Source organism: Marinobacter sp. bablab_jr003 (genome assembly GCF_016464245.1).
Lineage (GTDB): Bacteria > Pseudomonadota > Gammaproteobacteria > Pseudomonadales > Oleiphilaceae > Marinobacter > Marinobacter vinifirmus.
The window spans coordinates 65,238-79,201 of record NZ_JADARC010000084.1; the positions used below are offsets into that span (position 1 = coordinate 65,238).

Genomic DNA, 13,964 nt, shown 5'->3' on the forward strand with positions numbered 1-13,964 from the left:
CTCCCGAATCAGGCCTGGTCTTCAAACCAGGGTGCGCGTGCGATCATAATCAGCTGACCGGCGCGCTCTTCATCCATACCTTCAATATCAAGCAGATCATCCACAGACTGCTCGGCCAGATCTTCCATGGTACGCACACCCATCCCGGCGAGTTTGAACGCCAGGCCACGGTCCATACCTTCCATATTCAGAAGATCTTCAGCGGGTTCTGCACCCTCCAGGGCTTCTTCACTTGCCAGCGCCTGATTCAGCAGCACGTCTTTGGCACGGCGGCGCAATTCAGAAACGGTGTCTTCGTCAAAGCCCTCGATCGCCAGCATTTCTTCCATCGGTACATAGGCCACTTCTTCGATAGACGTGAAGCCTTCTTCGATCAGAACACCGGCAAACTCTTCATCAACGTCCAGGTGAGCGGTGAAGTGCTCAACCAGGCGGTTGTATTCCTGTTCCTGACGCTCACCGGCTTCTTCTTCGGTCATCACGTTCAGGGTCCAGCCGGTCAGCTCAGTGGCCAGGCGAACGTTCTGGCCATTACGACCGATGGCCTGCGCCAGATTATCTTCAGCGACGGCGACATCCATGGTGTGACGGTCTTCGTCCATCACAATGGAGGCCACTTCTGCCGGTGCCATGGCGTTGATCACCAGCTGCGCGGGGTTGTCGTCGTACAGCACGATGTCTACACGCTCGCCGCCCAGCTCGTTGGAGACCGCCTGCACGCGGGAGCCCCGCATACCAACACAGGCACCCACAGGGTCGATCCGGCGATCGTTGGTCTTCACCGCGATCTTGGCGCGGGAACCGGGATCACGGGCGGCGCCACGGATCTCGATCAGGTCTTCGGCGATTTCCGGAACCTCGATGCGGAACAGTTCGATCAGCATCTGGGCATCGGTACGGCTGAGAATCAGCTGCGGACCGCGATGATCAGTGCGGATTTCCAGCAGCAGGGCCCGTACCCGGTCACCCATGCGGAAGGTTTCCCGCGGGATCAGGTGCTCACGGGGCAGCAGCGCTTCGGCGTTACCACCGAGATCTACAATAACGTTGTCCCGTGTCACCTTCTTGACGGTGCCGGATACCAGCTCACCGATGCGATCACGGTAGCTGTCGACAATCTTCATGCGCTCGGCTTCGCGCACTTTCTGGAAGATGATCTGCTTGGCGGCCTGGGCACCGATGCGCCCGAATGCCACAGATTCCACCTTCTCTTCGTGCATGTCGCCCGGCCGGAGATTGGTATCAATCTCTTCGGCTTCCTGCATGGTCAGCTCGGTGCCCAGTGCCGGAACCGCATCGTTGTCTACCACCAGCCAGCGGCGGAAGGTCTCGTATTCGCCGGTACGGCGATCGATAGCAACCCGGATGTCGGCTTCTTCGTCTTCGTAACGTTTTTTGGCAGCGGTAGCGAGTGCGAGTTCGATCGCCTCGAAAATCACATCCTTCTCGACACCTTTCTCGTTCGAGACGGATTCCACTACCAGCAAGATCTCTTTACTCATTGGATTGCCCTGCCCTCAAAATAATCGATACATCTACAGATTTGTTCGAATGTGTCATTCAAAAACCGGAATGATGTTGGCCTTTTCAATGCTGTCGTACGGCAACAGGTACTCGTGGTCATCAACCACGACCACAACCTCGTCACCCTCGACGCCCTTGATCAGCCCCTGGAATTTGCGACGACCCTCGAAGGCCATGCGCAGCTTGATCTGTACTTTATGGCCGACAAACGCCTCGTACTGTTCCAGGCGGAACAACGGCCGGTCCATGCCCGGGGATGAAACCTCCAGGGTGTATTCGCTCTGGATGGGGTCTTCCACATCCATCACACCGCTGACCTGCCGACTGACTTTTTCACAGTCTTCAATGCTGATGCCGTTTTCGGCATCATCAATAAACACCCGGAGCATGGACTGATGCCCGCGGGAACGAAATTCAATGCCCCAGAATTCAAATCCGAGCCCTTCCACTACCGGGCGCAGGATGTCTTCCAGTTGTTTAAGCTTGGCTGACAAGTGTCGCCGCCTCCGTATTCAGATTTTCAGGGTACAAAAACAAAAAAAGGGCTGTTAATCAGCCCTTTTATGCACCAGGGCCCTTGCGCCAGGCCCCTTAATCAAAAAGCCCCTGAAAATGGGGCCTTTTGTTGCAAGAATTCGCAGAAAGCTAACCCAACCATGCTCTCTGCCGACAGACACCTGGCCTGCCTGGAAGCCAGAAAAAACACTGACTCCAATAACCGCCGGAGTATAGAGGACACCGCGCGGAGTGGTCAAGGACTGACCAAAAAAAACGGCCTGGGTTTGCCAAGCCGTCTTCTTCAAATATGGTGCCCGGGGCCGGACTCGAACCGGCACAGCTTTCGCTACCACCCCCTCAAGATGGCGTGTCTACCAGTTTCACCACCCGGGCAACACTCTTTACTCGAGGTCAGGGAGATCAGACTCCCCGGCCCCGGCTTCGCTACCTGCGCCTTCTTCAATAGCCGGCGCGCTGGCATCACTTGCAGGGGCCTGGGTAGATTCCTGAACTGTCGGAATACCCGCCTCACCTGCTACTTCAGCGCGTTGCTTGGCAAAGATCGCCAGCGAAAAACTTGTCACAAAGAAGACAACCGCCATCAGGGTGGTCATCCTGGTCAGGAAGCTGCCGCTGCCCTGACTACCGAAAACCGTCTGCGAGGCACCGCCACCAAATGCCGCACCGGCATCCGCGCCCTTGCCCTGCTGGATCAGAACCAGGCCCACCAGCGCCACGGCGATCACGACGTGAACTACAACTACCAGTGTTTCCAACCAATCCATACAGACTCTCGTAAACGTTTCGGATTACGCACCCGCCGGGAATGCCCGACAGATACTGATAAACTCATCGGCCTTCAGCGATGCTCCGCCAATAAGACCACCATCGATATCCGGCTCTGAAAACAGAGCGGCCGCATTATCCGCTTTTACGCTGCCGCCGTAAAGTACCGAAATGGATTCGGCAGGCGCTTTCATGCTCGAAAGCACATTGCGGATTTCCGCATGCATAGCCTGGGCGTCCTCTGCGGTTGCGGTTCTGCCCGTGCCAATAGCCCAGACAGGCTCGTAGGCAACAACCACCTGCGACCAGCTTTCACCCTCAACACGGGCCAGCCCGCGTATCACCTGGGTGGCCACAACACGCTCGGCATCACCGGCCTCACGCTGCTCCAGGGTCTCCCCAACGCACAACACCGCCGTCAGACCGCTTTGCAGAACCTGTTCAACCTTGGCTGCAACCATTTCATCGGTCTCACCAAACAACTGGCGACGCTCGGAGTGCCCAACCAGCACGTAGCCGCAACCCATATCACGGGCCATGTCGGCGGAAACTTCACCGGTGTAGGCGCCGGACTGCCACTGACTGACGTTCTGGACACCTGTCGCCAGGTCGTCTCCTGCCTCAGCCTGAACAGCACTTACATACAGCGCAGGAGGAATAATCACCACCTCTGCACCGTTATCGAGACGGCCAGCCTGCTCGCGAACCGGGCCAACCAGTTGCTGCACCAGGTCTTTCGACCCGTTCATTTTCCAGTTACCGGCTACAATCCTGCGACGCATACTTATTCTCAGCTATCCCGAAAACCCTGAACAAAAGGGAGCGCGAACTATACAGCAGTCATTTCCTGCACACAACCCGCTCCCCGCACCGCCACTCACGGGTTTGAACGCTCCACCACCCGGGCCAGCTCTTCGGCCACTCGGGTGATTTCTGCGGCATCCCGGCCCTCTGCCATCACCCGGATCAAAGGCTCGGTTCCGGATGCCCGCAATAAGATACGACCGGCATCGCCCAAGCCAGCTTCCGCTTGGCGCACAGCCTCGACAATATCCGCCCGGGAAAACGGATCAAAACGCTGCGCCACCCGCACATTCACCATTTTCTGGGGCAGCTTGCTCATTCCCTGACGCAGCTCGCTCAGGGTTTTACCGGAATGGCGCACGGCCAGTAACACCTGCAGGGCAGACACAATACCATCGCCGGTGCTGGTGCAGTCACGAATAACCATATGGCCGGAGCCTTCGCCCCCGACCACCCAGTTGTTAGCCAGCAACCGCTCCATCACATAGCGGTCGCCCACTTTCGCCCGCTCGAACTGGATGCCGAGTTCACGCAGGGCCAGCTCAACACCCAGGTTGGTCATCAGGGTACCCACCACGCCGCCTTTGAGGCGCCCTTCGGCCTGGCGCTGGTACGCGAGAATGTACAGCAGCTCATCGCCGTCCACCTCGGAGCCGTCACGGTCAACCATCAGCACCCGGTCACCATCGCCATCGAAGGCAATGCCCAGGTCGGCTTTTTTCTCGGCAACCGTCTGCTTCAGAGCATCCAGGTGGGTAGAGCCAACATTCAGGTTGATGTTCAGGCCATCGGGATCGGCACCGATCACGGTAATTTTTGCACCCAGCTCCCGGAACACCTTGGGTGCCACGTGGTAGGTGGCACCGTGGGCACAATCCAGGACGATATGCAGGCCATCGAGGGTAAATTCGTTGGGTACGGTGCTCTTGCAGAATTCCACGTAGCGGCCGGGCGCGTCATCAATACGGGTAGCCTTGCCCAGCTCGTTGGGCTCACAGACCTTGATGGGCTGGTCCAGCCAGCGCTCGATTTCAGCTTCCAGGGCATCGTCCAGCTTGGTGCCAGCGGCAGAGAAGAACTTGATGCCGTTATCGTGGTGCGGGTTATGGGACGCACTGATCACTATACCGGCAGAGGCACGGAAGGTACGGGTGAGGTAGGCAATGGCCGGTGTCGGCATCGGGCCCAGCAGCTTCACATCCACTCCGGCGGCAGACAGGCCGGCTTCCAGGGCGGATTCGAACATATAACCGGACAACCGGGTGTCCTTGCCGATCAGCACGCTGTTGCGCTGACCATCTTTCTTGAACGCCTGGCCGGCAGCCCAACCCAGGTGGAGCATGAACTCCGGGGTAATCGGGCCTTCGCCAACATGGCCGCGAATGCCATCGGTACCAAAATATTTACGCTCGGACATCAGATTGCCTCCTTAACCGCCGCTACTACCTTAACGGCGTCTACCGTTTCCCTTACATCGTGCACCCTGAGGATACTCGCACCTTTCATGGCCGATATTGTCGCGGCCGCAAGGCTTGCGGGCAACCTTTCATTCACATCCCGACCGGTGATCGCTCCCAGCATGGATTTGCGGGACAGACCGATCAGCAGTGGATGGCCCAGCATGTGCAGCTGCTCCAGGGTCGCCAGCAACTGCACGTTGTGCTCGACGGTTTTGCCAAAGCCAAAGCCGGGGTCCAGGATGATCTTGTCCGGGTTCACCCCAGCGGCCTCGGCCACGCGCATGCGCTCGGTCAGAAACGAGCTGACTTCCCGGCGGACATTCCGGTAACGGGGATCGTTCTGCATGGTGTCCGGCTCACCCTGGATGTGCATGATACACACCGGAATATCCGCCTTCGCCGCCACTTCCGGTGCTCCGTCACGCTGGAGGGCACGGACATCATTGATCAGCCCCGCGCCGAGCTTTGCGGTTTCTGCCATTACCGCCGGGTTGCTGGTGTCTACGGAAATAACAGCATCCAGTTCCCGGGCAATGGCCTCGACCACCGGGCACACCCGGTCCAGCTCTTCCTGGGTGGAAACCTCTGCCGCTCCCGGCCGGGTGGATTCACCGCCTACATCAATAAATGCTGCACCGTCCGCCACCATCTGGCGGGCGCGGATCATGGCGGATTCCAGCGAATTGAAGCGACCACCGTCCGAAAACGAATCCGGGGTTACATTCAGGATGCCCATTACATGGCACAGGGAGAGGTCCAGTTCACGGCCGGCAAAGTTCATTTTCATAGCGAGGATTCCAGGGGCAATACTTTCGGGGAAACAAAAACAAACGCCGCCCGGGAGCCGGGCGGCGCGTTATATCACTCAGACTTCGGCTGCGAGTCAGTGCTCGCCGGCCGGGCGCCCTACTCCGGGCTGACGCCCGTCGTCAGAGCCTTTCGGCTCCGGCGCCTGCTCCGGCTCTTCAGCCTTTACGCCACCGGCAGGACCACTATCGCCCCAGTTCTTCGGCGGGCGCGGCTCTTTGCCGGCCATGATGTCGTCAATCTGGAAGCGATCGATGGTTTCGTACTTCATCAGCGCTTCCGCCATCATGTCGAGCTTGTCCCGGTTATCAATCAGGATCTGCTTGGCGGTCTCGTAGCAGGTATCAATGATGTTACGGACTTCCTCATCGATACGCTGTGCCGTTTCCGGCGAATACACGGTATGAGACTGCCCGGCAGAACGACCCAGGAACGGCTCTTCGCTGTCGGTATCGTACTGCAGCGGGCCCAGCTTCTCGGACAGGCCCCAGCGGGTGACCATATTGCGGGCCAGGCTGGTGGCTCGCTCGATATCGTTGGACGCACCGGTGGTCACACCCTCAAAGCCCAGAGTCAGCTCCTCGGCAATACGGCCACCAAACAAACTGCAGATCGAGCTGGTCAGGTAGCGCTTGGAGTGGCTGTACTTGTCTTCTTCCGGCAGGAACATGGTGACACCCAGCGCCCGGCCACGGGGAATGATACTGACCTTGTACACCGGGTCGTGCTCAGGTACCAACCGACCCACAATCGCATGGCCGGATTCGTGGTACGCGGTGTTCCGCTTTTCTTTCTCGCTCATCACCATGGACTTGCGCTCGGCGCCCATCATGATCTTGTCTTTTGCCAGTTCCAGCTCTTCCATAGACACCAGGCGCTGGTTGCGGCGTGCCGCAAACAGGGCTGCCTCATTCACCAGGTTGGCCAGGTCCGCACCGGAGAAGCCAGGCGTACCACGGGCGATCACCGCCGGATCAATGCCATCGGCAAGGGGAACCTTCTTCATGTGCACCTTCAGGATCTGCTCGCGACCAATGATGTCGGGCAGACTCACCACCACCTGGCGGTCAAAACGCCCCGGACGAAGCAGGGCCGGGTCCAGCACGTCAGGGCGGTTGGTGGCGGCAATCACGATAACGCCTTCATTGCCTTCAAAGCCGTCCATCTCAACCAGCAACTGGTTCAGGGTCTGCTCACGCTCGTCGTGTCCGCCACCCATACCCGCGCCACGATGGCGACCCACAGCATCGATCTCGTCGATGAAGATGATGCAGGGGCTCTGTTTCTTGGCTTGCTCGAACATGTCGCGAACACGAGAAGCACCCACACCCACGAACATTTCCACGAAGTCTGAACCAGAGATAGAGAAGAACGGCACCTTGGCTTCACCGGCAATGGCCTTGGCCAGCAGGGTTTTACCGGTACCGGGAGGACCTACCATCAAGACACCCTTGGGAATGCGGCCACCCAGGCGCTGGAACTTGCTCGGATCGCGCAGGAAATCCACCAGCTCTTTGACGTCTTCCTTCGCTTCGTCGACACCAGCCACGTCAGCAAAGGTGGTCTTGATCTGATCTTCGCTCAGCAGGCGCGCCTTGCTCTTGCCGAACGACATGGGGCCTTTGCCGCCACCGCCGCCCTGCATCTGGCGCATGAAGAAGACAAACAGGGCAATGATGATCAGTATCGGGAATGCGGCCACCAGCAGCTGAGTCCACAGGCTCTGCCGCTCCGGTTCCTTACCGATCACCTCAACCTCATTGGCCAGGAGATCGTCCATCAGCTTGTTATCGGATACCTGCGGGCGGATGGTCTGGAACTGGGAGCCGTCACCACGGACACCCTGCACCTGCAGCCCATCAATCGTTACCTGCCGTACCTGGCCCTGCTGGACCATTTCGACAAACTGGGAATAGTTGACTTGTTGCCCGCTGGTGGTGGGAGTGAAATTCTGAAACACCATCAGCAGCACGGCGGCTATCACTAGCCAGAGAACCAGATTTTTTGCCATATCGTTCAAGGATCATCACCTGTGAATTGCAGGGCTGCCGCGTCGAAGCCGCGAACCCTTTTCCGACACCTTACACTAATTGTACGTTCGTAAACCAGAAACGGTCTAAGGGAAAACGGCCGCACTACCACCTATATTGGGCACTCCGGGGCCGATTGCAACGCCGGTTGTAAGTGAATACGACCATTTGTGGCGATGCGCTATCTGTTACAATCACGAAATTATACGACGTTGTCAGCCAGTTCGCCGCTGACCTTTTGTTAATTGCACCGATAAAGAGATTACATCATGAGTCTGTCACCGGAACAGCGCCGGGAATACCGGGCCATTGCCCACAATCTGAAGCCCGTCATCATTGTTGGCGACAAAGGCCTGTCCGAGGGGCTCCAGGAAGAACTGGAGCGAGCCCTGAACGACCATGAGCTGATCAAGATCAAGGTAGCCAGCACAGACCGCGAGGCCCGCCAGGAAGCCATCCAGGCCCTGTGCGAAAGCTCCGGCGCCGAGCTGGTGCAAACCATCGGCAAAATCGCCGTCATCCTGCGCCGGGCCAGGAAGCCGAATCCGAAGCTGTCTAACCTGCTAAGGAATAAGTGATAAAAAAAGCCGGCTCGGGTAACCCAGCCGGCTTTTTTGTGTGCGCGGATTTCGTCAGATGTATTCTACTTCGGAAATCTCGTACTCCACGGTGCCCGAGGGGATGCGGATGGCCACCACATCGCCTTCGTTTTTGCCCACCAGCGCCCGGGCGATGGGAGACGATACCGACAGTTTGCCGGCTTTGATGTCTGCCTCGTCTTCGCCCACGATCTGGTAAGTCACCTCTTCATCGGTGTCCATATTCACCAGGTGCACGGTGGTGCCGAAGATCACCTTGCCAGTGTTCTCCATGGTGGTTACGTCGATCACCTGGGCCACTGACAGCTTGCCTTCGATTTCCTGGATACGGCCTTCGATGAAGCTCTGCTGTTCACGGGCGGCGTGGTATTCGGCGTTTTCCTTGAGATCTCCGTGTTCACGGGCATCGGCGATAGCCTGGATGACCCGCGGACGATCTTCGGACTTCAGCTTTTTCAGCTCCTCGCGCAGACGGGCTTCGCCAGTCTGCGTCATGGGCACTCTTTCAGCCATAATCTTACTTCCCTACGTGTAGGTCCTGGAGGCGACGAACGGTGCGCTCCGGACCAAATTTGATTGCGCGGCAGAAGGCTTCGCCACCCGCCAGCGTCGTTGTGTAAGTTACCTTGGTCTGCAAGGCGGACTGGCGAATCTGCGCCGAGTCGGAAACGGCCTTACGACCTTCGGTGGTGTTAATGATCAGCTGAACCTTGCCGTTCTTGATGGAATCAACAATGTGCGGCCGGCCTTCACCAACCTTGTTGACCCGCTCAACCTCGACACCCTCGGCTTCCAGGGCCTTGGCTGTACCGGTAGTGGCGACAATCCGGAAGCCGGCATCAACCAGGTCGCGGGCAACCTTGGCCGCCCCCGGCTTGTCGACGTCACGAACCGACATAAAGGCCACACCCTTGGCCGGCAGGCGCTCACCCGCGGCCAGGGATGCCTTGGCAAAGGCTTCGTCGAAGCTGTCACCCAGCCCCATCACCTCACCGGTAGACTTCATTTCCGGGCCGAGGATCGGGTCAACCGCCGGGAACTTGTTGAACGGGAACACGGACTCTTTCACCGCATAGTACGTCGGCACGATTTCCTGGGTGAAGTTCAGCTCCTTCAGGGTCTTGCCGGACATTACGCGGGCCGCTACCGCCGCCAGGGACACACCGATGGCCTTGGATACGAACGGCACGGTACGGGAAGCCCGCGGGTTCACTTCGATCACATAGATCTCGCCGTCCTGCCAGGCCAGCTGCACGTTCATCAGGCCGATAACGTCCAGTTCGATGGCCATTTTCTTGACCGCTTCGCGCATTTCATCCTGCACTTCTTTCGGCAGACTGTAGGGCGGCAGTGAACAGGCAGAGTCACCGGAGTGAACACCAGCCTGCTCGATGTGCTGCATGATACCGCCGATAACCACGTCGGTGCCGTCACTGATGGCATCGATATCCACCTCGATGGCGGCATTCAGGAAGTGGTCCAGCAATACCGGGCTGTCGTTGGATACCAGAACGGCACTGCGCATATAACGCACCAGCTCGGTTTCGTCATAGACAATTTCCATGGCACGGCCGCCCAGCACGTAGGACGGGCGAACCACCAGCGGATAGCCGATTTCACGGGCTGCCAGGATACCTTCTTCATGGCTGCGCACAGTGGCGTTCTGGGGCTGCTTCAGGCCCAGGCGCTGGATCATCTGCTGGAAACGCTCACGGTCTTCGGCACGGTCAATGGCATCCGGGCTGGTGCCGATAATGGGCACACCGGCAGCTTCCAGGCCACGGGACAGTTTCAGCGGGGTCTGACCGCCGTACTGCACAATGACGCCCTTCGGTTTTTCGACGTTGATGATTTCCAGTACGTCTTCCAGGGTGATCGGCTCGAAGTACAACCGGTCGGAGGTATCGTAGTCGGTCGACACGGTCTCCGGGTTGCAGTTGATCATGATGGTCTCGTAGCCGTCTTCACGCATGGCCAGGGCCGCGTGCACACAGCAGTAGTCGAATTCGATGCCCTGGCCGATACGGTTGGGGCCGCCACCGATCACCACGATCTTCTCGCGGTCAGACGGCTCCGCCTCGCACTCTTCCTCGTATGTGGAGTACATGTAGGCGGTGTCGGATGCAAACTCAGCGGCACAGGTATCTACCCGCTTGTACACCGGGCGAATGCCCAGGTCGTGGCGCAGCTTGCGCAGGCTGACTTCGGAAATGCCCAGCAGCTTGGCCAGGCGGGCGTCAGAGAAGCCCTTGCGCTTCAGGCGGAACAGGGTCGCCTTGTCGATATCGGCCTTGCCGGCGGATTTCAGGGCCTGCTCTTCTTTGACCAGGTCTTCAATCTGTACCAGGTACCAGGGGTCAACCTTGGTATGACGGAACACTTCGTCGACCGTCATGCCGGCGCGGAAGGCATCACCGATATACCAGGCGCGTTCAGCGCCGGGCACGTTCAGCTCCCGGATCAGGGTTTCACGGCTGCTGTCCGAATCCAGCTCGTCCAGTTTCTCGTCAAAACCATCAGAGCCCACTTCCAGGCCACGCAGGGCTTTCTGCATGGACTCCTGGAAGGTACGACCAATCGCCATTACCTCACCTACAGACTTCATCTGGGTAGTCAGGCGGGCGTCGGCCTGGGGGAACTTCTCGAAGGTGAAGCGCGGAATCTTGGTAACCACGTAGTCGATGCTGGGCTCGAACGAGGCCGGGGTTACGCCGCCGGTAATTTCGTTCTGCAGCTCATCAAGGGTGTATCCGATGGCCAGCTTGGCCGCGACCTTGGCAATCGGGAAACCGGTGGCCTTGGAAGCCAGCGCGGAGGAACGGGATACCCGCGGGTTCATCTCGATCACGACCATACGGCCGGTGTCCGGATTGATACCGAACTGCACGTTGGAACCGCCGGTTTCCACACCAATTTCACGCAGCACCGCCAGTGAGGCGTTCCGCATGATCTGGTATTCCTTGTCGGTCAGGGTCTGGGCCGGGGCCACGGTGATGGAGTCACCGGTGTGCACGCCCATGGCATCGAAGTTCTCGATGGCACAAACGATGATGCAGTTGTCGTTTTTGTCACGAACAACTTCCATCTCGTACTCTTTCCAGCCAATCAGGGATTCGTCGATCAGCAGCTCGTTGGTCGGAGACAGGTCCAGGCCACGGGTACAGATTTCCTCGAACTCGTCCTTGTTGTAGGCGATGCCACCACCGGAGCCGCCCATGGTGAAGGACGGACGGATGATGCAAGGGAAACCGATATCCTCTGACGCTTCCCAGGCTTCCGCCATGGAGTGAACGATCGTCGCACGCGGACATTCGAGGCCAATCTTTCTCATGGCCTTGTCGAAACGGTCCCGGTCCTCGGCCTTGTCGATGGTATCGGCGTTAGCACCGATCATTTCAACGCCGTGCTTCTCCAGTACGCCATGCTTTTCCAGGTCCAGCGCACAGTTCAGCGCGGTCTGGCCGCCCATGGTGGGCAGCAGGGCGTCGGGTTTTTCCTTTTCGATAATCTTTTCGACCGTCTTCCAGGTAATCGGCTCGATGTAGGTGGCATCGGCCATGGCCGGGTCGGTCATGATGGTGGCCGGGTTGGAGTTCACCAGGATAACCCGGTAGCCCTCTTCGCGCAGCGCCTTACAGGCCTGGGCTCCGGAGTAGTCGAATTCGCACGCCTGCCCGATCACGATGGGACCAGCGCCCAGGATCAGGATGCTTTGGATGTCTGTACGTTTTGGCATGTCTCGGTAAACCTGTCAGCAACTTTTGAATTCTTGCAGCGCGGTGTTCAGCGCCGGTGAGCTATCGTCGATGGCCTTGCCCTCAGGCAGATCGCGCTTCCATCAGCTGGATAAACTCGTCGAACAACGGTGCCACATCGTGGGGGCCTGGGCTGGCTTCCGGGTGACCCTGGAAGCTGTAGGCCGCCTTGTCGGTGCGGCGAATGCCCTGCAGGGTGCCGTCAAACAGCGACTTGTGGGTGGCTTCCACATTGGCCGGCAGGGTTGCTTCGTCTACCGCAAAGCCGTGGTTCTGGCTGGTGATCATCACCGTGCCTTTGGCAATGTCCTGCACCGGGTGGTTGGCGCCGTGGTGGCCGTGGCCCATTTTCATGGTCTTGGCACCGCTGGCCAGGGCCAGGAGCTGGTGACCAAGGCAGATGCCGAATACCGGAATCTCGGTTTCCAGCACTTCCTGGATGGCCTTGATAGCGTAGTCGCACGGCTCGGGGTCGCCAGGGCCGTTGGACAGGAAGATACCGTCCGGGTTCATGGCCAGCACTTCCGAAGCCGGGGTTTGCGCCGGTACCACGGTGATGTCGCAACCGCGGGCAGCAAGCATGCGCAGGATGTTGAACTTTACGCCGTAGTCCCAGGCAACAACCTTGAACTTCGGAGCAGACTGTTCACCGTAGCCATCGGTGATGTCCCACTCGGTCTGGTTCCACTGATAGGTTTTCTCGCTGGTCACTTCCTTGGCCAGGTCCATACCCTTCAGGCCCGGGAAGGCCTTGGCCAGTTCCAGTGCACGCTCGGCGGTGGCATTCTCGCCGGCAACGATGGCGCCGTTCTGGGAACCTTTGTCACGCAGGATACGGGTCAGGCGGCGGGTGTCGATGTCCGCAATGCCAACAATGTTGTTGCTTCGCAGGTAGTCATCCAGGCTCTGCTGGTTACGCCAGCTGCTGGCGATCAGCGGCAGGTCACGAATGATCAGGCCGGCGGCGTGGATGCGGTCGGACTCTACGTCTTCGCCGTTCACACCGGTGTTGCCGATGTGCGGATACGTCAGGGTGACGATCTGGCGGGAGTAGGACGGGTCGGTCAGGATTTCCTGATAGCCGGTCATGGCAGTGTTGAACACTACCTCACCGCTGGTTTCTCCGTCTGCGCCGATGGCGGTGCCGTAGAAGAGGCTTCCGTCTGCGAGTGCAAGGATTGCTGGTGTGCTCAAGGCTTGTATCCTCATCGAGTGGCGTAAGTTCGTCACGAACAGGAACGCAAGCGCAAATTCAGGTTGCAAAAAAGCGAGACAGAGTAAAAACCCGGTCCCGCTTTCTTATAAACTTTTCAAAGGTACGCTTGGTGCAGTCAAATCGCCTTATTGTAAGCGATTCTGGCCGTTTTTGTCCACGGGGATTTGTCCAGTCGTCTTTGACGCAACTCCGGCCGAAGGTTCGGGTCGCTCTTCCGAAAACCGCTACAAGCTCGTCCATGAGCGCTTATTTCAGGCCATCCATGGCCTTCAAAATTTTCGGAAGAGCGACCCGAACCTTCAGCCTCAGTGTTAGCCTCACACGAAAAGCAACTCTTCAGTCTTTTTCCGTGTCCTTCCGAGATGGGATGGTCTCCTCCCCACTCCAAATCGGCGTCGCAATGCGCCAGGATAGAGGTTGCAGACACTATCCAAGAGTTAAGGAGGAGACCATGCATCAGAATACCGTGATCGGCATCGACCTGG

General features: G+C 58.5%; 11 protein-coding genes and 1 tRNA gene. 1 reads left to right on the top strand and 11 read right to left on the bottom strand.

The genetic code is table 11. From position 1 onward, the window contains the following. Nucleotides 1-8: 8 nt before the first annotated feature. From nusA to ftsH, 8 genes are all read right to left on the bottom strand, one after another. Nucleotides 9-1,502, bottom strand: a complete 1,494-nt coding sequence (gene nusA, locus H3Z84_RS07890; RefSeq protein ID WP_022988295.1) for a transcription termination factor NusA — start codon at nucleotides 1,500-1,502, stop codon at nucleotides 9-11. A 54-nt stretch (nucleotides 1,503-1,556) separates the two neighbouring features. Further along, nucleotides 1,557-2,018, bottom strand: coding sequence for a ribosome maturation factor RimP (gene rimP, locus H3Z84_RS07895; RefSeq protein WP_022988296.1), 462 nt, complete (start codon nucleotides 2,016-2,018; stop codon nucleotides 1,557-1,559). Between the two features lie 312 nt (nucleotides 2,019-2,330). Continuing rightward, nucleotides 2,331-2,415 (bottom strand) — tRNA-Leu (locus H3Z84_RS07900). A gap of 8 nt (nucleotides 2,416-2,423) precedes the next feature. Next, complete coding sequence (secG, locus tag H3Z84_RS07905) at nucleotides 2,424-2,807, bottom strand: preprotein translocase subunit SecG (RefSeq protein ID WP_058341798.1); 384 nt, start codon at nucleotides 2,805-2,807, stop codon at nucleotides 2,424-2,426. 24 nt (nucleotides 2,808-2,831) lie between these two features. Continuing rightward, complete coding sequence (tpiA, locus tag H3Z84_RS07910; protein ID WP_199457083.1) at nucleotides 2,832-3,590, bottom strand: triose-phosphate isomerase; 759 nt, start codon at nucleotides 3,588-3,590, stop codon at nucleotides 2,832-2,834. A 95-nt stretch (nucleotides 3,591-3,685) separates the two neighbouring features. After that, on the bottom strand, nucleotides 3,686-5,029 hold the full coding sequence (glmM, locus tag H3Z84_RS07915; RefSeq protein ID WP_199457084.1) for a phosphoglucosamine mutase: 1,344 nt from the start codon (nucleotides 5,027-5,029) through the stop codon (nucleotides 3,686-3,688). Further along, on the bottom strand, nucleotides 5,029-5,859 hold the full coding sequence (folP, locus tag H3Z84_RS07920) for a dihydropteroate synthase (protein WP_094623618.1): 831 nt from the start codon (nucleotides 5,857-5,859) through the stop codon (nucleotides 5,029-5,031). Before folP ends, glmM begins: the two co-directional genes overlap by 1 nt. A 96-nt stretch (nucleotides 5,860-5,955) precedes the next feature. Next, nucleotides 5,956-7,899, bottom strand: a complete 1,944-nt coding sequence (ftsH, locus tag H3Z84_RS07925; RefSeq protein WP_213016948.1) for an ATP-dependent zinc metalloprotease FtsH — start codon at nucleotides 7,897-7,899, stop codon at nucleotides 5,956-5,958. 279 nt (nucleotides 7,900-8,178) lie between these two features. Between ftsH and yhbY the strand changes: the two genes are divergently transcribed. Further along, nucleotides 8,179-8,487 (top strand): ribosome assembly RNA-binding protein YhbY, encoded by a 309-nt coding sequence (gene yhbY, locus H3Z84_RS07930; protein ID WP_094623617.1) that lies wholly within the window; start codon nucleotides 8,179-8,181, stop codon nucleotides 8,485-8,487. A 54-nt stretch (nucleotides 8,488-8,541) separates the two neighbouring features. Here the strand turns inward: yhbY and greA are convergent, their stop codons facing one another. The 3 genes from greA to carA form a co-directional block, all read right to left on the bottom strand. Next, on the bottom strand, nucleotides 8,542-9,021 hold the full coding sequence (greA, locus tag H3Z84_RS07935) for a transcription elongation factor GreA (protein WP_081697550.1): 480 nt from the start codon (nucleotides 9,019-9,021) through the stop codon (nucleotides 8,542-8,544). Nucleotides 9,022-9,025: 4 nt separating this feature from the next. Beyond that, complete coding sequence (gene carB / locus H3Z84_RS07940; protein WP_199457086.1) at nucleotides 9,026-12,244, bottom strand: carbamoyl-phosphate synthase large subunit; 3,219 nt, start codon at nucleotides 12,242-12,244, stop codon at nucleotides 9,026-9,028. A gap of 82 nt (nucleotides 12,245-12,326) precedes the next feature. After that, on the bottom strand, nucleotides 12,327-13,457 hold the full coding sequence (gene carA, locus H3Z84_RS07945) for a glutamine-hydrolyzing carbamoyl-phosphate synthase small subunit (protein ID WP_206768869.1): 1,131 nt from the start codon (nucleotides 13,455-13,457) through the stop codon (nucleotides 12,327-12,329). Nucleotides 13,458-13,964 lie beyond the last annotated feature (507 nt).